This is a genomic window from Achromobacter sp. 1011811831 (genome assembly GCF_059760905.1).
Map to the genome: position 1 here is coordinate 1 of NZ_JCBANG010000052.1, position 19,477 is coordinate 19,477.

18 protein-coding genes are annotated in these 19,477 nt (G+C 66.8%); 16 read left to right on the forward strand and 2 right to left on the reverse strand.

The features are described 5' to 3' along the window. Window positions 1-52: 52 nt before the first annotated feature. On the reverse strand, window positions 53-370 hold the full coding sequence (gene sugE, locus AC6LJ9_RS18940) for a quaternary ammonium compound efflux SMR transporter SugE (protein WP_498148762.1): 318 nt from the start codon (window positions 368-370) through the stop codon (window positions 53-55). Window positions 371-656: 286 nt separating this feature from the next. Between sugE and panD the strand changes: the two genes are divergently transcribed. The 10 genes from panD (at window position 657) to trmD (ending at window position 10,480) form a co-directional block, all read left to right on the forward strand. Then, a complete protein-coding gene (gene panD / locus AC6LJ9_RS18945) occupies window positions 657-1,025 on the forward strand; it encodes an aspartate 1-decarboxylase (RefSeq protein ID WP_212312472.1) in 369 nt (122 codons plus the stop codon). A gap of 61 nt (window positions 1,026-1,086) precedes the next feature. Then, a complete protein-coding gene (locus tag AC6LJ9_RS18950; RefSeq protein WP_212312473.1) occupies window positions 1,087-2,133 on the forward strand; it encodes a CDP-6-deoxy-delta-3,4-glucoseen reductase in 1,047 nt (348 codons plus the stop codon). A 202-nt stretch (window positions 2,134-2,335) separates the two neighbouring features. Beyond that, on the forward strand, window positions 2,336-3,592 hold the full coding sequence (locus AC6LJ9_RS18955; protein ID WP_212312474.1) for a D-amino acid dehydrogenase: 1,257 nt from the start codon (window positions 2,336-2,338) through the stop codon (window positions 3,590-3,592). Between the two features lie 4 nt (window positions 3,593-3,596). Then, window positions 3,597-4,937 (forward strand): extracellular solute-binding protein, encoded by a 1,341-nt coding sequence (locus AC6LJ9_RS18960; RefSeq protein WP_498148763.1) that lies wholly within the window; start codon window positions 3,597-3,599, stop codon window positions 4,935-4,937. Between the two features lie 254 nt (window positions 4,938-5,191). Then, window positions 5,192-5,602 carry a TrbG/VirB9 family P-type conjugative transfer protein gene (locus AC6LJ9_RS18965; protein ID WP_498148764.1) on the forward strand — a complete coding sequence of 137 codons (411 nt, stop codon included), beginning with the start codon at window positions 5,192-5,194 and terminating at the stop codon, window positions 5,600-5,602. Between the two features lie 33 nt (window positions 5,603-5,635). Beyond that, window positions 5,636-8,257: an alanine--tRNA ligase gene (gene alaS, locus AC6LJ9_RS18970; RefSeq protein ID WP_498148765.1), complete on the forward strand. Its 2,622-nt coding sequence runs from the start codon at window positions 5,636-5,638 to the stop codon at window positions 8,255-8,257. After that, the gene (locus tag AC6LJ9_RS18975; RefSeq protein WP_498148766.1) at window positions 8,257-8,526 is read left to right on the forward strand and encodes a sulfurtransferase TusA family protein; all 270 of its coding nucleotides are present in this window, start codon (window positions 8,257-8,259) and stop codon (window positions 8,524-8,526) included. The genes alaS and AC6LJ9_RS18975 overlap by 1 nt, the downstream gene beginning before the upstream one ends. Before the next feature lie 171 nt (window positions 8,527-8,697). Beyond that, window positions 8,698-8,958, forward strand: a complete 261-nt coding sequence (gene rpsP / locus AC6LJ9_RS18980) for a 30S ribosomal protein S16 (RefSeq protein WP_103275338.1) — start codon at window positions 8,698-8,700, stop codon at window positions 8,956-8,958. Window positions 8,959-9,038: 80 nt separating this feature from the next. Then, complete coding sequence (gene rimM / locus AC6LJ9_RS18985) at window positions 9,039-9,656, forward strand: ribosome maturation factor RimM (RefSeq protein ID WP_498148767.1); 618 nt, start codon at window positions 9,039-9,041, stop codon at window positions 9,654-9,656. After that, entirely contained in the window at window positions 9,656-10,480 is an 825-nt protein-coding gene (gene trmD, locus AC6LJ9_RS18990) for a tRNA (guanosine(37)-N1)-methyltransferase TrmD (RefSeq protein ID WP_498148768.1), read from the forward strand. The genes rimM and trmD overlap by 1 nt, the downstream gene beginning before the upstream one ends. Window positions 10,481-10,666: 186 nt before the next feature. Here trmD and AC6LJ9_RS18995 read toward each other — a convergent pair whose 3' ends face one another. Continuing rightward, window positions 10,667-13,564, reverse strand: coding sequence for a valine--tRNA ligase (locus AC6LJ9_RS18995; protein ID WP_498148769.1), 2,898 nt, complete (start codon window positions 13,562-13,564; stop codon window positions 10,667-10,669). A gap of 509 nt (window positions 13,565-14,073) precedes the next feature. On the opposite strand from AC6LJ9_RS18995, the gene ndk reads away from it, so the two are divergent. The 6 genes from ndk to AC6LJ9_RS19025 are packed head-to-tail and all read left to right on the forward strand — an operon-like array spanning window position 14,074 to window position 19,477. Next, the gene (ndk, locus tag AC6LJ9_RS19000; protein ID WP_212312486.1) at window positions 14,074-14,499 is read left to right on the forward strand and encodes a nucleoside-diphosphate kinase; all 426 of its coding nucleotides are present in this window, start codon (window positions 14,074-14,076) and stop codon (window positions 14,497-14,499) included. 43 nt (window positions 14,500-14,542) lie between these two features. Continuing rightward, a complete protein-coding gene (rlmN, locus tag AC6LJ9_RS19005; protein WP_498148770.1) occupies window positions 14,543-15,697 on the forward strand; it encodes a dual-specificity RNA methyltransferase RlmN in 1,155 nt (384 codons plus the stop codon). Next, a complete protein-coding gene (locus tag AC6LJ9_RS19010) occupies window positions 15,694-16,191 on the forward strand; it encodes a helix-turn-helix domain-containing protein (RefSeq protein ID WP_498148771.1) in 498 nt (165 codons plus the stop codon). The genes rlmN and AC6LJ9_RS19010 overlap by 4 nt, the downstream gene beginning before the upstream one ends. 14 nt (window positions 16,192-16,205) lie before the next feature. Next, window positions 16,206-17,492: a flavodoxin-dependent (E)-4-hydroxy-3-methylbut-2-enyl-diphosphate synthase gene (gene ispG / locus AC6LJ9_RS19015; RefSeq protein ID WP_212312490.1), complete on the forward strand. Its 1,287-nt coding sequence runs from the start codon at window positions 16,206-16,208 to the stop codon at window positions 17,490-17,492. 56 nt (window positions 17,493-17,548) lie between these two features. Then, window positions 17,549-18,835 carry a histidine--tRNA ligase gene (hisS, locus tag AC6LJ9_RS19020; RefSeq protein WP_498148772.1) on the forward strand — a complete coding sequence of 429 codons (1,287 nt, stop codon included), beginning with the start codon at window positions 17,549-17,551 and terminating at the stop codon, window positions 18,833-18,835. Between the two features lie 3 nt (window positions 18,836-18,838). Further along, window positions 18,839-19,477 (forward strand): YfgM family protein, encoded by a 639-nt coding sequence (locus AC6LJ9_RS19025; RefSeq protein ID WP_212312492.1) that lies wholly within the window; start codon window positions 18,839-18,841, stop codon window positions 19,475-19,477.

Genomic DNA, 19,477 nt, shown 5'->3' on the forward strand with positions numbered 1-19,477 from the left:
GCCCGGCGGACATGGCCGCCGGGCGCGCCCCGGGATCAGGGCCGGATGGGCATCAGGCCGACGACAGCTTCAGGCCGACCAGCCCCAGCACGATCAGTCCCACGCTGACGATGCGCATCCAGCTGGTGGATTCCCCGAACAGGACGATGCCGGCGATGAAGGCGCCGATGGTGCCGATGCCTACCCAGATGGCGTAGGCGGTGCCCAGCGGCAGCGTCTTCATGGCCAGGGCCAGCAGCCAGAAGCTGATGGCCATGCCGGCCACGGTGACGAGCGAGGGGACGAGGCGGGTGAATCCGTGCGTGTATTTCAGGCCCACGGCCCAGACGATTTCAAACAGGCCCGCGAGTACCAGGATGATCCAAGTCATGACGACTCCTACAAAAGCCGCGCCGGCATGACCGATGCGCCGATTGCCGGCGCGCCGCCGGCGCGATGGGGTCGTCCCCGGGACAGGATGCGCGGCGTGTTTGATCGCGCGCAGCCGCGGGCCGTCCCGCAGCGGCAAAAATTATAGAATACCGGCTTTCGACGGCAAAACCGGGCGCCGTCGTCCTTCCGTCCCGTTCCGGGCGTCGCTGGCCGAGGCTGGCCGCCAGGACGGGATCCTTGCATCACTTCGCGCTCCGGGCCGCGAAACCAGGATATTTTCTACCATGCAACGCATCATGCTGCGGGCCAAGCTGCACCGCGTCACCGTCACCGAAGCCGACCTGCATTACGAGGGGTCTTGCGGCATCGACGAGGACCTGCTGGACGCTGCCGGCATGCGCGAGTTCGAGCGCATCGAGCTCTACAACGTCAACAACGGCGAGCGCTTCGACACCTACATCATCAAGGCCGCCCGCGGCAGCGGCGCGATCTCGCTGAACGGCGCCGCCGCCCGCCGCGCCCAGGTGGGCGACCTGATGATCATCTGCACCTACGGCCCCATGTCCGAGGAAGACTCCGCGACGCACAAGCCGAAGGTCGTGCTGGTGGACGACGCCAACCGCGTCAAGGAAATCCGCAAGTTCCCGGCCTGAGGCCGGGCCGGGCGGGACGCGCGCGATGGCGCGCCCCGTCAACCCCATACTGTTTCATGCCATGAGCTTCCAGGTCATCATCCAACCCAGCAAGCACCAGTTCCCGGTCGAGCCCGGCCAGACCGTGCTCGACGCGGCCCTGGCCGCGGGCATCGTGCTGCCTTACAGCTGCCGCAACGGCGCCTGCTCCACCTGCAAGGGCAAGGTGGTGTCCGGGGAGTTCGACGCCGGCCAGTACCCCGCGCAGATCCTGTCGCCCGAAGAACTGGCCGACGGCTATACGCTGTTCTGCCAGGCGCGGCCCGAGTCTGACCTGGTGGTGGAATCCACCGAGGTTCGCCTCGCCAGCGACATCCAGATCCGCAAGCTGCCATCGCGCGTGCAGACGATGGAACGCGCCGCGCCCGACGTCACCGTGCTCAAGCTGCAACTGCCGGCCTCCGAGCAGTTCCGCTACTACGCGGGCCAGTACGTCGAGGTCATCCTGAAGGACGGCCGCCGCCGCAGCTATTCCATGGCCGGCGCGCCGCACACCGGCAGCCCGCTGGAGCTGCACATCCGCCACATGCCCGGCGGCCTGTTCACCGACCATGTGTTCGGCGCCGGCGCCACGCAGATGAAAGAGCGCGAGATCCTGCGCCTGGAAGGGCCGTTCGGCTCCTTCTTCCTGCGCGAGGACAGCGACAAGCCGGTGGTGCTGCTGGCCAGCGGCACCGGCTTCGCGCCGGTCAAGGCCATCGTCGAGCACATGATCCACAAGAACATCCAGCGTCCGGTGTCGCTGTACTGGGGTGGCCGTCGTCCGCAGGATCTGTACATGGACGCGCTGGCGCAGTCGTGGACCGAGGCGCTGCCCGGATTCCGCTACGTGCCCGTGGTTTCCAACGCGCTGCAGGAAGACGGCTGGACGGGCCGCACCGGCTTCGTGCACGAGGCCGTGATGCAGGACATCGCCGATATGTCGGGCCACCAGGTCTATGCCTGCGGCACGCCCTTGATGGTGGACGCGGCGCGGCGCGAATTCAGCGTCCAGTGCGGCCTGCCGGCGGAAGAGTTCTACGCCGACGCCTTCACCTCGGAAGCCGATCTGGCCAAGGCCGCCGGCTGAGCCGGGCCTGGCCGGCCGGGTGCAAGGGGCGGATCAGGCAGGCCGGAGCCGGGCTGTCGGATTCCGCCCCAATTTTTGCCTGCGGGCATCGTAGGCGGCGGCAAGCCGCCGGAGTAAACTGCAGTGTCATTTCGGCGGCGGCCTGGAGCGGCGCGCGGACATCGGGTCCGACGCCAGACTCCGCGCATGGAGCAATGCGGGCATGAAAGTAGCGGTATTGGGTAGCGGCATCATCGGAATTTCCAGCGCCTGGTGGCTGAGCCAGGCGGGCCACGACGTCGTGGTGATCGACCGCTGCACCGGCCCCGCCCAGGAAACCAGCCTGGCCAACGGCGCGCAGATCTCGGTGTCCTACGCCGAACCCTGGGCCAATCCCCAGGCGCCGTTCAAGCTGTTGAAGTGGATGTTCCAGGAAGACGCGCCGCTGCTGTTCCGCCCGCAGCTTGACTGGCGTCAATGGATGTGGGGCCTGGCGTTCCTGCGCGAGTGCCTGCCCGGCAGACTGGCGCCCAACATCCGCGCCATGGTCCGCATGGCCGAATACAGCCGCGCCACGCTGCGCGCCATGCGCGCCGACCTGGGCATCCAGTACGACCATCTGGAGCGCGGCATCCTGAACTTCTATCGCGATCCGCAGGAATTCGAAAACTCCCAGCGCGCCGCCGGACTGATGCGCGACTTCGGCGTCGAGCGCCGCGTGGTGTCGGCCGACGAGGTCGTCGCCATCGAGCCCGCGCTGGCGCCGCACCGCAACACCATCGTCGGCGGCGACTACACCCCGGAAGACGAAAGCGGCGACGTGCACCTGTTCACGGTCGCGCTGGCCGAGCATTGCGCGCGGGCCGGCGTCGAGTTCCGCTACAACACCCAGGCTACCCGGCTGCTCACCGCCGGCGGCAACGTGCAGGGCGTCGAGCTGATCGATCCGGATGGCCGCTACGGCACGCTGTCGGCCGACGCCTACGTGGTGGCGATGGGCAGCTTCAGCCCCGCCATGCTGCGTCCGCTGGGCATCCCCTGCAACGTCTATCCGGCCAAGGGTTATTCGGCGACTTTCCCGATCGTCAGGCCCGATGCCGCGCCCGTGGTCAGCCTGACGGACAGCAGCCACAAGATCGTCTTCTCGCGGCTGGGCGACCGGCTGCGTATGGCCGGCACGGCCGAGCTGTCGGGCTATTCCCGTGGCCTGAACACCGCGCGTTGCGAGGCGCTTACCCGCCTCGCCCGTGAACTTTTTCCCGACGCGCTCGATTTCGAGCGCGTCGGCTATTGGTCGGGCCTGCGCCCGTCCACGCCTTCCAACGTGCCCATCATCGGCCGCAGCCGTATCCCCAATTTGTATGTCAACACGGGACACGGTACGCTCGGCTGGACGATGGGTGTTGGCTCGGGCCGGGCCCTGGCTGACGTGGTCAGCGGGCGCCAGCCTGAACCGGAATTTCCTTTCCTTGGTCTGTGAACCTATGAAGAAACTGCAATTGGCGGGTGTTGCCCGCGCGATGTTCGCCAGCCGGCGGGCATGGGTCTTTGGCGCCGCCATGGCGGCCGCGGGCGTGGCGCATGCCGCCCCCGTGGAAATCCAGGTCTGGCATACGCTGACCGACGCGAACAAGGCCGAGTTCGAAAAGCTGGCCAAGCAATACAACAAGGAGCAGGACCAGGTCAGCGTCACGCTGCGCGCGTTCGCCTCGCAGGCGCAGCTGCAGCAAGAGACGACCGCCGCGGTCAAGGCCAAGAAAGCCCCCAACCTGCTGCAACTGGCCGACAACCGTTCGCCCGAAGTCGTGGCCGAGCACAAGGCCGTGATGCCGATGTACGAGCTGCTGGCCAAGTATCCGATCAAGGACCTGAACTGGTACGTGCCCGCCACCAGCAGCTTCGTGCGCGACGGCAAGGGTCGTCTGCTGGCCTTCCCCTGGATGGCCGAGATACCGGTGATGTTCTACAACACCGCCGCCTACAAGAAGGCCGGCCTGGATCCGCAGAAGCCCGCCCGCACCTGGTCCACCCTGCAGGGCGAGCTGCTCAAGCTGCGCGACGTGGCCGACATCGACTGTCCCTATGCCTCCAGCGATCAGGTCGCGGTGCACCTTGAGAACCTGGCGCCCGTGAATGGCCAGCTGTTCACCAGCAACAACAATGGCCTGGACGCCGTCACCAAGAAGACGCCGGCGCCGGCCATGCAGTTCGACACGCTCTACATGCGCCACATCTCGCTGATGGTGAGCTGGAAGCGTTCGCTGCTGTTCATGGCGCATACGGCCGACAACGGCGCCGACAAGCTGTTCGCCAAGGGCGAGTGCGCGGTGCTGACGTCCAATTCCGGTTCGTTCGGCCAGTTCCTGGCGACCAAGTCGCTGTCCTTCGGCGTCGCGCCGCTGCCGTACTATGACCAGGCCACCAGCAATGGCGGCCAGCCCTTCGTCAGCGGCTCGGCCCTGTGGGCGATGGAAGGCCATCCGAAGGACCAGGAAAAGGCCACGGCCCAGTTCCTGGCCTGGCTGTCCAAGCCCGTGGTTGCCGCCGAATGGCACCAGCGCACCGGCTACCTGCCGCTGACCGAGGCCGCGTTCCGCGCCTCCGACGTGTCGTTCTACAAGAGCATTCCCGGCGCGCAAGCCGTGATCGCTTCCATGAGCGCCCGTCCGGCCGCCAACAGCCGCGGCTTCCGCATGGCGAACTACACGCGTATCGAACCGGTGCTGAACCAGCAGCTGACCGACGCGTTCGAAGGCAAGACCCCGCCGATGGCTGCGCTGAACAACGCCGCCAACCAGGCGCGCACCATCGCCACGCAACGCTGAGCGCGACGCTGTCCGGCGGTCGCTTCAGGCAAGGCCCGGTCCCCGGACCGGGCTTTTTTACGCCTTGCCGGCGTGCCGGGTGCGGCGGCCAGCCATTGCCGGGCCGTGTCTTTCCGGCTTGTGTCGTCGCCCGGCGCGACGGCACGGGGATCAATCCGTCCCTCCGTACATGCCAGTCTGGCGCCGGGTTTCGCCGCCCGCGATCATGCCCGCAAGCGTGCGCCGTCCGGCGCGCCGGTGACGGAGGGGTGGGCATGTTTCGGTGGATCATCATCGTGGCCGGCTTGGGCGGGCTTGGGGCTTGCGCAAGCCCGCCGGGCATGGACGGGGCGGCCTGGCCGGTGCCGGCGCCGTCGGCGCGCCCGTTCGATTTCGGCTGGCGCCTGTCCGGCGACCAGGCCGTCGCGCCGATGCAGGTATTCGACGACGGCCGTGAAACCTGGCTGCATTTCGCTCCAGATGTCCGGCTGCCGGCCATCCTGGGCGTGGACGATGAGGGCGAGCGCCCGTTGCCGCACACGCGCCGGGCGCCCTACGTGGTGCTGCCCGGGGTCTGGCCCGAACTGCGCTTCCAGGGCGGCGGCCTGAGGGCCACGGCGCTGCGCAGTCAGGAGCCGGACGGCAGCGACCGGGAGGGACTCCATTGCCGCCAACCCTCTATATAATCAAAGATTCGCCTAAATTCCGCGTCATCCACGATGAAATCCTCCGAGATTCGCCAGCAGTTCCTGCAATTCTTCAAGTCCAAGGGACACACCATCGTTCCTTCGTCGTCGCTCGTGCCGGGCAACGACCCGACCCTGCTCTTCACCAACTCGGGCATGGTCCAGTTCAAGGACGTGTTCACGGGCAAGGAGACGCGCGCGTATTCGCGCGCGACATCGTCGCAGCGCAGCGTGCGGGCCGGCGGCAAGCACAATGACCTGGAAAACGTGGGCTACACCGCGCGCCACCACACGTTCTTCGAGATGCTGGGCAACTTCAGCTTCGGCGACTACTTCAAGCGCGACGCCATCTCGTACGCCTGGGAGCTGCTGACCCAGGTCTACAAGCTGCCCGCCGAGAAGCTGTGGGTCACGGTGTACCAGGAAGACGACGAGGCCTACGACATCTGGGCCAAGGAAGTCGGCGTGCCGGCCGAGCGGATCATCCGCATCGGCGACAACAAGGGTGCGCGCTACGCCTCCGACAACTTCTGGCAGATGGCCGACACCGGCCCCTGCGGTCCGTGCTCGGAAATCTTCTACGACCACGGCCCGGACGTGTGGGGCGGCCCCCCGGGATCGCCCGAGGAAGACGGCGACCGCTACATCGAGATCTGGAACCTGGTGTTCATGCAGTTCGAACGCGACGCCGCCGGCAACATGCCGCGCCTGCCGCGTCCCTGTGTCGATACCGGCATGGGCCTGGAACGCATCGCCGCCGTGCTGCAGGGCGTGCATTCGAATTATGAAATCGACCTGTTCCAGCGCCTGATCGCCGCCGCCGCGCGCGAGACCGGCGTCAAGAACCTGGAAGACAACTCCCTCAAGGTCATCGCCGACCATATCCGCGCCTGCTCGTTCCTCATCGTCGACGGCGTGATCCCCAGCAACGAAGGCCGCGGCTACGTGCTGCGCCGCATCGTGCGCCGCGCGCTGCGCCACGGCTACAAGCTGGGCCAGACCAAGCCCTTCTTCCACCGCCTGGTGCCGGACCTGGTCGCCGAGATGGGCGAAGCCTACCCCGAGCTGGCCGCCATCGCCGAGCGCGTGGCCCAGGTGCTCAAGCAGGAAGAAGAGCGCTTCGGCGAGACGCTGGAACACGGCATGCGCATCCTGGATGGCGCGTTGGCCGGCGTGGCCAAGGGCGGCCAGCTGGACGGCACCACGCTGTTCACGCTATACGACACCTACGGCTTCCCGGTGGACCTGACCGCCGACATCTGCCGCGAGCGCGATGTCGACGTGGATATGGCCGGCTTCGAGGCCGCCATGGAGCGCCAGCGCGACCAGGCCCGCGCCGCGGGCAAGTTCAAGATGGCCGAGGGCCTGAGCTACGAAGGCGCCGACACGCGCTTCGAAGGCTACGAGCAGCTCGAGCTGAGTGGCGCCAAGGTCACCGCCCTGTACGTGGACGGCACCCAGGTGCAGCAGGTGCAGGCCGGCCAGAGCGCGGTCGTGGTGCTCGATGCCACGCCGTTCTATGCCGAATCGGGTGGCCAGGTTGGCGACACCGGCCTGCTGGAAGCCGACGGCCTGCGCTTCGCCGTGGCCGATACGCTCAAGATCCAGGCCGGTGTGTTCGGCCATCATGGCGTGCTGGAATCGGGCACGCTGTCGGTGGGCGACAGCCTGCTGGCCCGCGTCGACGCCGTGCGCCGCGCGCGCACCGTGCGCAACCACTCCGCCACCCACCTGATGCACAAGGCGCTGCGCCAGGTGCTGGGCGCCCACGTCCAGCAGCGCGGCTCGCTGGTCGATCCCGACAAGACCCGTTTCGACTTCGCGCAGGACGCGCCGCTGACCGCCGAGCAGATCGCCCGCGTGGAAGCCATCGTCAATGCCGAGATCCTGGCCAACCAGCCCACCGTGGCGCAGGTCATGCCCTATGACGACGCGGTCAAGGGCGGCGCCATGGCGCTGTTCGGCGAGAAGTACGGCGACACCGTGCGTGTGCTGGATATCGGCTTCTCGCGCGAACTCTGCGGCGGCACCCACGTGTCCCGCACCGGCGACATCGGCCTGTTCAAGATCGTGTCCGAAGGCGGCGTGGCCGCGGGCGTGCGTCGCGTCGAAGCCATCACCGGCGACAACGCGCTGGCCTGGGTGCAGAACCAGAACGCGCTGCTGACGCAGGTCGCGGGCATGCTGCGCAGCACGCCGGCCGACCTGCCCGCGCGCATCGCGCAGGTGCAGGATCAGGTCAAGGCCCTGGAAAAGGACCTGGAGCAGTCGCGCAGCAAGCTGGCCGCCAGCGCCGGCAACGACCTGGCGTCCAGCGCCGCGGTCGAGGTCAAGGGCATCAAGGTCCTGGCCGCCAGCATCGCCGACGTCGATCCCAAGGCCCTGCGCGGCATGGTCGACAACCTCAAGGACCGCCTGAAGCCCGCGGTCGTGCTGCTGGCGACCGGCGCCGAAGGCAAGATCAGCGTGGTGGGCGGCGTCACGGCCGACCTGACCGGCCGCGTCAAGGCCGGCGACCTGGTGGGCTTCGTGGCCGGCCAGGTGGGCGGCAAGGGGGGCGGACGTCCGGACATGGCCATGGGCGGCGGCACCGACGCCGCAGCCCTGCCGGCGGCGATCGCCAGCGTGCAGAAGTGGGTGGAAGAGCGTCTCTGATGGATTCGTCGGACGCACAGGCAGGGCAGGGCGGCGAGGCGCCGGCTTTCGATGCGGAAGTCGACGCCAGCGGCCTGACCTGCCCCTTGCCCATCCTGCGCGCCAAGAAGGCCCTGGCGCAGATGGAAAGCGGGCAGGTGTTGCGGGTGGTCACGACCGACCGCAATGCCGTCCGTGATTTCCAGGCGTTCTCGCGCCAGACCGGCAACGCGCTGCTCGCGCAGCAGGAGTCGGACGGCGGCTGCACGCATTTCCTGCGCAGGCGCTAGGCGGCGAGCGGGTTCCGGCCCGGATTTGTACAATGCAGGGATGTGGCGTTTTGACGTACTGTTTGTCGTATAAAACGCGCTTCCCGACGAAATTCGGCGCCTGGATTTGCCAGCCGGCTTCTTTAGGTGCTAGAATTTCCCGTTTTTCACAACTAATTCAAGGGATTACCTATGGTGGTGATTCGCCTGGCCCGCGGTGGGTCCAAGAAGCGTCCGTTCTACAACCTGGTGGCTGCTGATTCGCGCAACCGTCGCGATGGCCGTTTCATTGAACGCGTGGGTTTCTACAACCCGGTGGGCAATGACGGTGCCGAGAACCTGCGCATTGCGCTGGATCGCGTGCAACACTGGACCAGCAACGGCGCCCAACTGTCGCCCGCTGTCGAGCGTCTGGTCAAGGACTACTCGGCCAAGGTTTCCGCCGCGGCCTAAGTGCCTGCGCGGTAGCCCTGCCGGTTTTTCCTGCCTGCTACAGCTTCAATAGCTGCCATTACGCAACCCATACTCACGACATGTCTGCTGCCGCAACCTCCAACGCGGCGCCTGCGGATCTGATCGAGCTGGGCCGCATCACTGCGGCCTACGGCATCAAAGGCTGGGTCAAGGTGCAGCCACACTCGGCGCAAGCCGAAGTGCTGCTCACGGCTTCTGAATGGTGGTTGACTCGCCCTGTGCCCGAATCGGCGCGGGGCGTTGTCGCGTCTGGGCCGGTCGCATACAAGGTCCTGCAATCCCGTTCCCAGGGCGCCACGGTCGTGGCACAGCTGGCGGGCATTGCCGATCGCGATCTGGCCGAAGCCTTGCGCGGATTTTCCGTGCAGGCCTCGCGCGGGTCTTTCCCTGCGCCCGAGGAAGACGAATACTACTGGGTCGACCTGATCGGCTGCGCGTTGTATACCAACGCCAATGGCGAACCCGCGCTGATCGGCGTGGTGGACGAGGTCTTCGACAACGGCGCCCACGCCGTGCTGAAGGTCCTGTGCCAGAGGGAAGGGGCCGACGGTCCCGAAGCCATCCTCAATGCCAAGGGCAAGCCTGCCGATATGCTCGTTCCGTTCGTGCGCGCGCACATCCTTTCCGTGGACCTCGCCGCCCGCCGCATCGACAGCGACTGGCCGCTGGACCTCTGATGCGCATCGACGTCGTTACGCTCTTTCCCGAAATGTTCGGGGTAGTGCGCGACCTCGGCGTCACCGGCCGGGCGCACGCCCAGGGCCGGTGGTCCCTGCATGCCTGGAATCCTCGCGACTTCACGCATGATGTCCATCGCACCGTGGACGACCGTCCCTATGGGGGCGGTCCGGGCATGGTGATGATGGCCGCTCCGCTGGAGGCTGCCGTCGGCGCCGCCCAGCAGGCGCGGGCTGCCCAGGGCCTTGGGCCTGCGCCGGTCGCCTTGCTGGCGCCGGTGGGCCGCCGCTATGACCAGGCCGGAGCCGAGGCCCTGGCCGCGAGCGACGGGCTGATCCTGATCTGCGGCCGCTACGAGGGCGTGGACCAGCGTTTCATCGAGCGTTGCGTCACCCAGGAAATCTCGCTGGGCGACTTCGTCCTGTCCGGCGGCGAGATCGCCGCGCTGGCGGTTATCGATGCTGCCGTGCGCCTGCTGCCCGGCGTGCTCAACGACGGCGACTCCGCTTTGCAGGATTCGTTCAATGATGCGCTGTCGGGCTTGCTCGACAGCCCGCATTACACGCGCCCGGAAGTCTATGAGGGCGCGCCCGTGCCCGCGCCGCTGCTCAGCGGCCATCACGCGCAGATCGCCGCCTGGCGGCGCGAGCGCTCGCTGGAACTGACGGCTTCCCGGCGGCCCGAGCTGGTCGAGGCGGCCCGCACGCGCGGCCTGCTCGGCAAGGCCGATGAGCGTCATCTGGCGGCATTGGCCGGACTGCCCGATCCCTATCCTCCCAAGCCGGCGCGCCGCCGCAAGTCCAAGCCGTCCCAGGCCAGCTGATCCGACGGCTTGATTCCGGCTTCTGGAATTGGCCGTGTCGCATTTTTGCCTGTCGGTTCGAGCGATGCGCGCATCGCGGGGCGGGCGCCAGTTAAAAAAACAGCCAAAAAGCGGCCAGCGAAGAATGGTCAAAAAAAACCCCGGACCTGCGTCCGGGGTTTTTGCCATCAGGGCCTGGCGGGACGATCAGGCGCCCAGCTTGGCGCGCTGTTCCTGCACCTTGCGCAGCGTTTCGCCGAATTGCGCGACGCGGGCCTTTTCCTGCTCGACGACCGCGGCGGGCGCGCGTTCGACAAAGCTGGCGTTGGACAGCTTGCCGTTGGCCTTGGTGATCTCGCCTTCGAGGCGGGCGATTTCCTTGTCCAGGCGCACGCGCTCGGCGGCGACGTCGATCTCCACGTGCAGCATCAGGCGGCTTGTGCCGACCACTTGCACCGGCGCGCCAGCGTCGGGCAGGGCGTCCAGCACGTCGACCTGGCTCAGCTTGGCCAGCGCGGCCAGGTAGGGCGCGTTGCGCTTGAGCATGTTCCTGTCTTCGCCCTGGGCGCACAGCGGCACCTTCTGGGCCGGCGACAGGCTCATCTCGCCGCGCAGCGCGCGCACGGCCTCGACCTGGGCCTTGAGTTCGGCCACGTCGGCTTCCGCCGCCGCGTCCTGGGCGGCAGGGTTGGCGACCGGGAAAGGTTGCACGCTGACGCTGCCGGGCTCGCCGGCCTGGCGCTTGCCCGCCACCACCGAGACGGTCTGCCAAAGTTCTTCGGTGATGAAGGGGATGATGGGGTGTGCCAGGCGCAGCACCGCCTCCAGCACGCGGATCAGCGTACGGCGCGTGCCCAGTTGCTGGGCGGGCGTGCCGGTCTGGATCTGGACCTTGGCCAGCTCCAGGTACCAGTCGCAGTATTCGTCCCACACGTAGCGGTACAGCGCGTTGGCGACGTTGTCGAAGCGGTAGTCGGCGAAGCCGCGCGCCACGTCGGCTTCCAGCGTTTGCAGCTGGCTGATGATCCAGCGGTCGACGAACGAGGTCTCGCCGGCGTCCGAACCCGTCAGATCATGCCCCTCGGTGTTCATCAGCACGAAGCGGGTGGCGTTCCAGAGCTTGTTGCAGAAGTTGCGGTAGCCCTCGCAGCGCTTCAGGTCGAAGTTGATGTTGCGGCCCAGCGTGGCATAGGCGGCCATGGTGAAACGCAGCGCATCGGTGCCGAAGGCGGGGATGCCATCGGGGTACTGGCGGCGCGTGGCCTTCTCGATGGAGCCGGCCTGCTTGGGGTTCATCAGGCCGTAGGTACGCTTGGTCACCAGCCCATCCAGGTCGATGCCGTCGATCAGGTCCACCGGATCCAGCGTGTTGCCCTTGGACTTGCTCATCTTCTGGCCGTCCGCGTCGCGGATCAGGCCGTGCACATAGACGTGCTTGAACGGGATCTGGCCGGTCATGTGCGTGGTCAGCATGACCATGCGCGCGACCCAGAAGAAGATGATGTCGAAGCCCGTGACCAGCACGCTGGACGGCAGGTAGCGCTGCAGGTCCGGCGTGTTCTCGGGCCAGCCCAGCGTGGTGAAGGGCACCAGGCCGGACGAGAACCAGGTGTCGAGCACGTCGGGGTCGCGCGTCAGCGCGCCGGTCACGCCGGCGGCGCGGGCCTGCTCGATGGCCTGGGCCTCGTCGTGGGCGACGAACACCTGGCCGTCTTCCGAGTACCAGGCGGGAATCTGGTGGCCCCACCACAGTTGGCGCGAGATGCACCAGTCCTGGATGTTGTTGAGCCACTGGTTGTAGATGGTGGTCCAGTTGTCGGGGTAGAACTGGATGCGGCCGTCGGCCACGACTTCCAGCGCCACCTGGGTGATGCTCTTGCCCGGATTCAGCGTGCCTTCGGGCGCCGGCTTGCTCATGGCGACGAACCACTGGTCGGTCAGCATGGGTTCCAGCACCACGCCGGTGCGGTCGCCCTTGGGCTGCATCATCTTGTGCGGCTCGACCTTGACCAGGTAGCCCTCGGTCTCCAGCTGGGCGACCACGGCCTTGCGGGCCTCGTAGCGCTCCATGCCCTGGAATTGGCTGGGGCCGTTCTCGTTGATGTGGGCGTCCAACGTGAAGATCACGATCATGGGCAGATCGTGGCGCAGCGCGCAGGCGTAGTCGTTGAAGTCGTGCGCGCCGGTGATCTTGACGCAGCCGGTGCCGAATTCGGGGTCGACGAAATCGTCGGCGATGATGGGGATGTTGCGGTCGCACAGCGGCAGCTCGACCAGCTTGCCGACCAGGTGCTTGTAGCGCGGGTCTTCCGGATGCACGCAGAGCGCGCCGTCGGCCAGCATGGTCTCGGGGCGCGTGGTGGCGATGGTCAGGCCGCGCAGCGTGACGCTCTGGCCGTCCTTGTCGGTGATGGTCTGCGGGCCGTCGACGAAGGGGTAGAGGATGTGCCACATGTGGCCGTCGGTTTCCTCGGACACCACTTCCAGGTCGGACACGGCCGTCAGCAGCTTGGGATCCCAGTTGACCAGGCGCTTGCCGCGGTAGATCAGGCCCTGTTTATGCAGGCGCACGAAGGTCTCGACCACGCCGCGCGACATGCGCTCGTCCATGGTGAAGTACTCGCGCGGCCAGTCGGCGGACGCGCCCAGGCGGCGGACCTGTCCGGTGATCGTGCTGCCGGACTTTTCCTTCCATTCCCAGACTTTTTCGACGAACTTCTCGCGGCCCAGGTCGTGGCGCGAAACCTTTTGGGCGTCTAGCTGTCTTTCAACGACGATCTGCGTGGCGATGCCGGCGTGGTCGGTGCCGGGAATGAACACGGTGTCGTTGCCCGACATGCGGTGGTAGCGGACCAGGCCGTCCATGATGGTCTGGTTGAAGGCATGGCCCATGTGCAGCGTGCCCGTCACGTTGGGCGGCGGGAACTGGATCACATAGGGCGTGGCTTCCGGCCCCGTTTTTACGTGCTGGCCGGCCGTGAAATATCCGCGCTTCTCCCATTCCGCGTACCAGCGGGATTCGAGTTCGGCGGGTTCGAAGCTCTTGGAAAGCTCCGGGGATTCGGTGGCGCCAGCGGCGGCGTTCGGGGTTGCGGCTTGGGTCATTGCAGGGTTCCGGCAGACAGGTGGCCCGGTCGATGGGGGCGGGCAGCAAACCGATCATTTTAAGATGTAATGCGGTCTTCTCGCCGTGTTAGAATACCGGGTTACTGTAAACCTTTTGGAAGTCCCTGAATTCATTGAGGATTCATTGAAAAAGTTCATATTGAAACTTCAATGAAAACGCGGTGAGATTTCAGAACATGCCGTCCAGCGCGTCCGTTGGGCATTGCCGGACCATTACTTCGGCAGGGCCGCGGGCCGGCGGATTCCCTCAGACGGAATGTCGGCGGCCTGGCGGGATATCGGCGCAGGCCGGCATGGGATGGAACATAGGTGGGCAGTGTCGAATCCTGCCTCGGCCGTGTGGTTCGGGCCGGCCCGGAACGGTGATGCGTTCCGGACCGCTTGCGCGCAGGCAGCGCGACGGCGCCTGAAGGGTGAAACCGACAGGCGCGGAACCACGCCGGGCAATTAATCAGAAACCAGTCAGAAACCAGTTTTCGGAGTTCTCCATGTCCATCCAACGCACCCTCTCGATCATCAAGCCCGACGCCGTCGCCAAGAACGTCATCGGCCAGATCGTCGCCCGCTTCGAGCAAGCCGGCCTGAAGGTCATCGCCGCCCGCCTGCAACAGCTGTCGCGCGCCGACGCCGAGCGTTTCTACGCCGTGCACAAAGAGCGCCCCTTCTTCAAGGACCTGGTCGACTTCATGGTCTCGGGCCCCGTGTTCGTGCAAGTGCTGGAAGGCGAGGAAGCCATCCAGAAGAACCGTGACCTGATGGGCGCCACCGACCCCAAGAAGGCTGCCGCCGGCACCATCCGCGCCGACTTCGCCGACAGCATCGACGCCAACGCCGTGCACGGCTCCGACGCTCCGGAAACGGCCGCTGTCGAAGTCGCTTTCTTCTTCCCCGAAATCAACATCCACAGCCGTTGATTCTCGCGGAAACGCCGTAATCGTTTTTTAGCTTTGCCAAGTCATGGAATCCGTCGAACGAATCAATCTGCTGGGGCTTGATGGCGCCGCCCTGTCCGAGCTAGTCGGGCAATGGGGGGGGAAACCGTTTCGCGCCCGCCAGCTGCAGCGCTGGATGCACCAGCGCGGCGCCGATTCGTTCGACGCCATGACCGACCTGGCCCGCGAGTTCCGGGGCCAGCTGGCCGAGCGCTGCCGCATCGAGGCCCTGCCGGTCAATACCGAGCAGCGTTCGTCCGACGGCACGCGCAAGTGGCTGTTCGACGTGGGGCAGGGCAACGCCATCGAGACCGTCTTCATCCCCGAAGACGACCGCGGCACGCTGTGCATCTCCAGCCAGGCCGGCTGCGTGGTGAACTGCCGTTTCTGCTCGACCGGGCACCAGGGTTTCAACCGCAACCTGAAGACCAGCGAGATCATCGGCCAGCTGTGGTGGGCCAAGCGCGTGCTCGAGGCCGATATCGGCACGGCGCGCCTGGAAAGCGCCAAGGCATCCGAAGACACCCGCGTGGTCAGCAACGTCGTCATGATGGGCATGGGCGAGCCCCTGCTCAACTACGATCAGGTTCTGCCGGCGCTGCGCCTCATGCTGGACGACAACGCCTATGGCCTGTCGCGCCGCCGAGTCACCGTGTCGACCTCGGGCGTGGTTCCCATGATGGACCGCCTGTCGCAGGACTGTCCGGTGGCGCTGGCCGTGTCGCTGCACGCGCCCAACGACGCGCTGCGCGACGAACTCGTGCCGCTGAACAAGAAGTACCCGCTGAAGGAGCTGCTGGCCGCTTGCGAGCGCTATCTGGCGCACGCGCCGCGCGACTTCATCACTTTTGAATATTGCATGCTGGACGGCATCAACGATACCGACCAGCACGCCAGGGAATTGATCCAGCTTGCGCGCCTGGTGCGCTGCAAGCTCAACCTGATCCCGTTCAACCCTTTCCCCGAGTCGGGCCTGAAGCGCTCGCCTTCGGCGCGCGTGAAAGTCTTCGCGCAGCGCCTGATGGACGCGGGCATCGTCACGACGGTGCGCAAGACCCGGGGCGACGATATTGATGCCGCTTGCGGCCAGCTGGCCGGGGAAGTGCGCGACCGCACCCGGATCACCGAGCGCAACGCCGCACAGCGCCAGACCATACCAATTAAACAGGTGCATGCATGACGCAGGAATTGGCTTCCGCAGCGGTGTCCGAGACGTCCGCGGCCGGTACTGGAAAGATCGGCTCGGCGCTGCGCGCGCTGCGCGAATCCAAGGGCTGGTCGGTGGACGAAGTGTCCAGCCGGATCAAGTTCTCCGCCCGTCAGATCGAAGCCCTGGAAAACGAGCAATGGGCCGACCTGCCCTCGGGCGTGTCGCTGCGCGGCCTGATCCGCAACTATGCGCGCCTGCTTGGCGCGGACTCGAAGGCCATCGTCGAGTCGCTCGATCCCAAGGAACGCGTCACCGGGCCGGTCAAACTCAGCCCGGGCGCGTTGCATTCCGCGCATTCCATTCCCCAGTCCGGGGCCGACGACGAGCGTTCCTCGTCGGCGTCCTGGGGCTGGCTGATCGCCATCGTGGTGGTGCTGGCCGCCGGCGTGGCCTACGCGTTCTGGCAGGGCTGGCTGCCCCAGCATTGGCTGGCGTTCGACTGGCTCTCCAAGCTGTCCAAGTAAACCCGGTTTCCCCGATGCAAGAATCCTCTCTGCCTTGCCAGGACGCGCCGCCTCCCGATGTGGGAGCCGCGCCGCGCCGCGCCACGCGTTCGGTGGACGTGAAGTGGGGCGAGCGCGTGGTGACGATCGGCGGCAGCGCGCCGGTGGTGGTCCAGTCCATGACCAACACCGACACCGCCGACGCCATCGCCACGGCGATCCAGGTCAAGGAACTGGCGCTGGCCGGTTCCGAAATGGTCCGGATCACGGTCAACACGCCGGAAGCCGCCCGTGAAGTCGCGGCCATCCGAGAGCAGCTCGACCGCATGGGCGTGGACGTGCCGCTGGTGGGTGACTTCCACTACAACGGCCACAAGCTGCTGACGCAATTCCCGGAATGCGCGCAGGCCCTGTCCAAGTACCGGATCAATCCGGGCAACATGGGCGGAGGCAAGCGCCGCGACGACAATTTCGCGCAGATGATCGAGGTCGCCTGCCGCTACGACAAGCCGGTGCGCATCGGCGTGAACTGGGGCAGCCTGGATCACGAGCTGATGGCCCGCAAGATGGACGAGAACAACCAGCGCGCGGTGCCCTGGGAAGCCCAGGCGGTGATGCGCGACGCGCTGGTCGTGTCCGCCATCAGCAATGCGCAGCGCGCGGAAGAGCTGGGCCTGCGCCGCGATGCCATCATCCTGTCTTGCAAGGTCAGCCATGTGCAGGACCTGATCGCCGTCTACCGCGACCTGTCCGCCCGTTGCGACTATCCGTTGCACCTGGGCCTGACAGAGGCCGGCATGGGCAGCAAGGGCATCGTGGCCTCGACGGCGGCGCTGGCCGTGCTGTTGCAGCAGGGCATCGGCGACACCATCCGCATTTCGCTGACGCCCGAGCCGGGCGGCGACCGCTGCCGCGAGGCCGTGGTGGCGCAGGAAATCCTGCAGACCATGGGCCTGCGCGCGTTCACGCCGCTGGTGGTGGCCTGCCCGGGTTGCGGCCGCACCAGCAGCACGTTCTTCCAGGAACTGGCCGACAGCATCCAGTCCTATCTGCGGCGGCAGATGCCGCTGTGGCGCACGCAGTATCCGGGCGTCGAGAACATGAACGTCGCGGTCATGGGCTGTGTGGTCAACGGGCCGGGCGAAAGCCGCCACGCGGACATCGGCATCAGCCTGCCGGGCACGGGTGAAGTGCCCGCGGCGCCGGTGTTCGTGGATGGCGAGCGCACGGTCACGCTCAAGGGCGATCGCATCGCCGAAGAGTTCCAGGCCATTGTCGAAGACTACGTCGCGCGCCGTTACGGCGCGCACGCCTCTCACTAAAAGTAAGGGTAGGGTCGTCGCGTGCGCCGGCAAGCGCGCGGGACGACATGATCAAGATGACTCAAGCTTTCCAGAAAGTGGCCGCGATACGCGGCATGAATGACCTGTTGCCGGGGGCAAGCGCCCGCTGGGAACAATTCGAGGAAATCGTGCGCGGCTGGCTGCGCGGCTACGGCTATCGCAACGTGCGCACGCCGGTGCTTGAGCATACGCGCCTGTTCGCGCGCGGCATCGGCGAGGTCACCGACATCGTCGAGAAGGAGATGTACACCTTCACCGACGCGCTCAACGGCGAGTCGCTGACCATGCGTCCGGAAATGACGGCCGGCATCGTGCGCGCGTCCATCGAGCACAACCTGCTCTACGATCGCCCGCAGCGCGTCTATTCCATCGGTCCCGTGTTCCGTCACGAGCGCCCGCAGCGCGGCCGTTATCGCCAGTTCCACCAGATCGACGTCGAGGCGCTGGGCTTCGCCGGTCCCGACGTGGACGCTGAACTCATCGTCATGCTGGGCCGCCTGTGGAAGCTGCTGGGCCTGACCGACGTGCGGCTCGAACTGAACTCGCTGGGCCAGCCGGCCGAGCGCGCCGCGCACCGCGCCGCGCTGATCGAGCACCTGGAAAAGCACCGCGACATCCTCGACGAGGATGGCCAGCGCCGCATGTACACCAATCCGCTGCGCGTGCTGGACACCAAGAATCCCGCCATGCAGGAAATGGCCGACAGCGCGCCGCGCCTGTTCGACTTCCTGGGCGAGGAATCGCGCGCGCACTTCGACGGCGTGTGCCAGCGCCTGGCCGATGCCGGCATCGAATACCGCCTGAACCCGCGCCTGGTGCGCGGGCTGGACTACTACAACCTGACCGTGTTCGAGTGGGTGACCGATCGCCTGGGCTCTCAGGGCACGGTGTGCGGCGGTGGCCGCTACGACGGCCTGATCGAGCTGCTGGGCGGCAAGCCGGCGCCTGCCGTGGGTTTCGCCATCGGCATGGAACGCCTGCTGGACCTGTGGGAGCAGAGCGTCGAAGTCCAGGCCGAACCCGAGTGCGAGGTCTACGTGGTGCACCAGGGCGAAGAGGCCCAGCGCCTGGCCGCCCAGGTCGGCGAGGACCTGCGCGACGCCGGTCTGTCGGTGATCGTGCACGCTGGCGCGGCCAGCTTCAAATCCCAATTCAAGCGCGCCGACGGCAGCGGCGCGCGGGTTGCGGTTATTCTTGGCGCCGACGAAGTGGCCGCGCGGACCGCCAGCGTCAAGTTCCTGCGGGCCGACGCGCAAGGCGAGGCCGAGCAGCGGCAGGTTGCCCTGGCGGAGTTGGCCAGCGTACTGAAGAACAAGGGTTAAGGCATGGCATACGATCTCGAAGAACAGGAACAACTCGACGCAATCAAGGCCTGGTGGGCCCGCTACGGCACGGTGATCGTCTCGCTGGTGGTCGCCGTGGCCCTGGCCTGGGGTGGCTGGTGGAGCTGGAAGGCCTATGAATCGCATCGCGCGAGCCAGGCCATGAGCTACTTCGAGGCGCTCGAGGACGCGGCCAGCCTGGGCACCGCCGAATCGGTCGTGCGCATCAAGACCGCCGCCGCCACGCTGCGCGAGCAGTACGGCGCCACCGGCTATGCCGCCCGCGGCGCGCTGGTGGCCGCCCAGGCCCTGCTGGTCCAGAAGGACACGGATGGCGCGCGCGAGCAGCTTGAATGGCTGGCCGCCCAGAACAAGAACCCGTCCATGCAGTCCGTCGCGCGCCTGCGCCTGGCGGGCCTGCTGCTTGACCAGAAGCAATACGATGCCGCGCTGGCGCAGCTGACCAGCCCGCCGCCTGCGTTCGCGGCCTTGTTCGCCGACCGCCGTGGCGATATCCTCGCTGCCCAGGGCAAGCGCGACGAGGCGCGGGCCGCATGGCAAAGCGCCATCGACGGCCTGGGAACCGCGAATCCGCTGACCCAAGTCGTGCAATTGAAACTGGATGCCCTGAGCGGAGCCTGA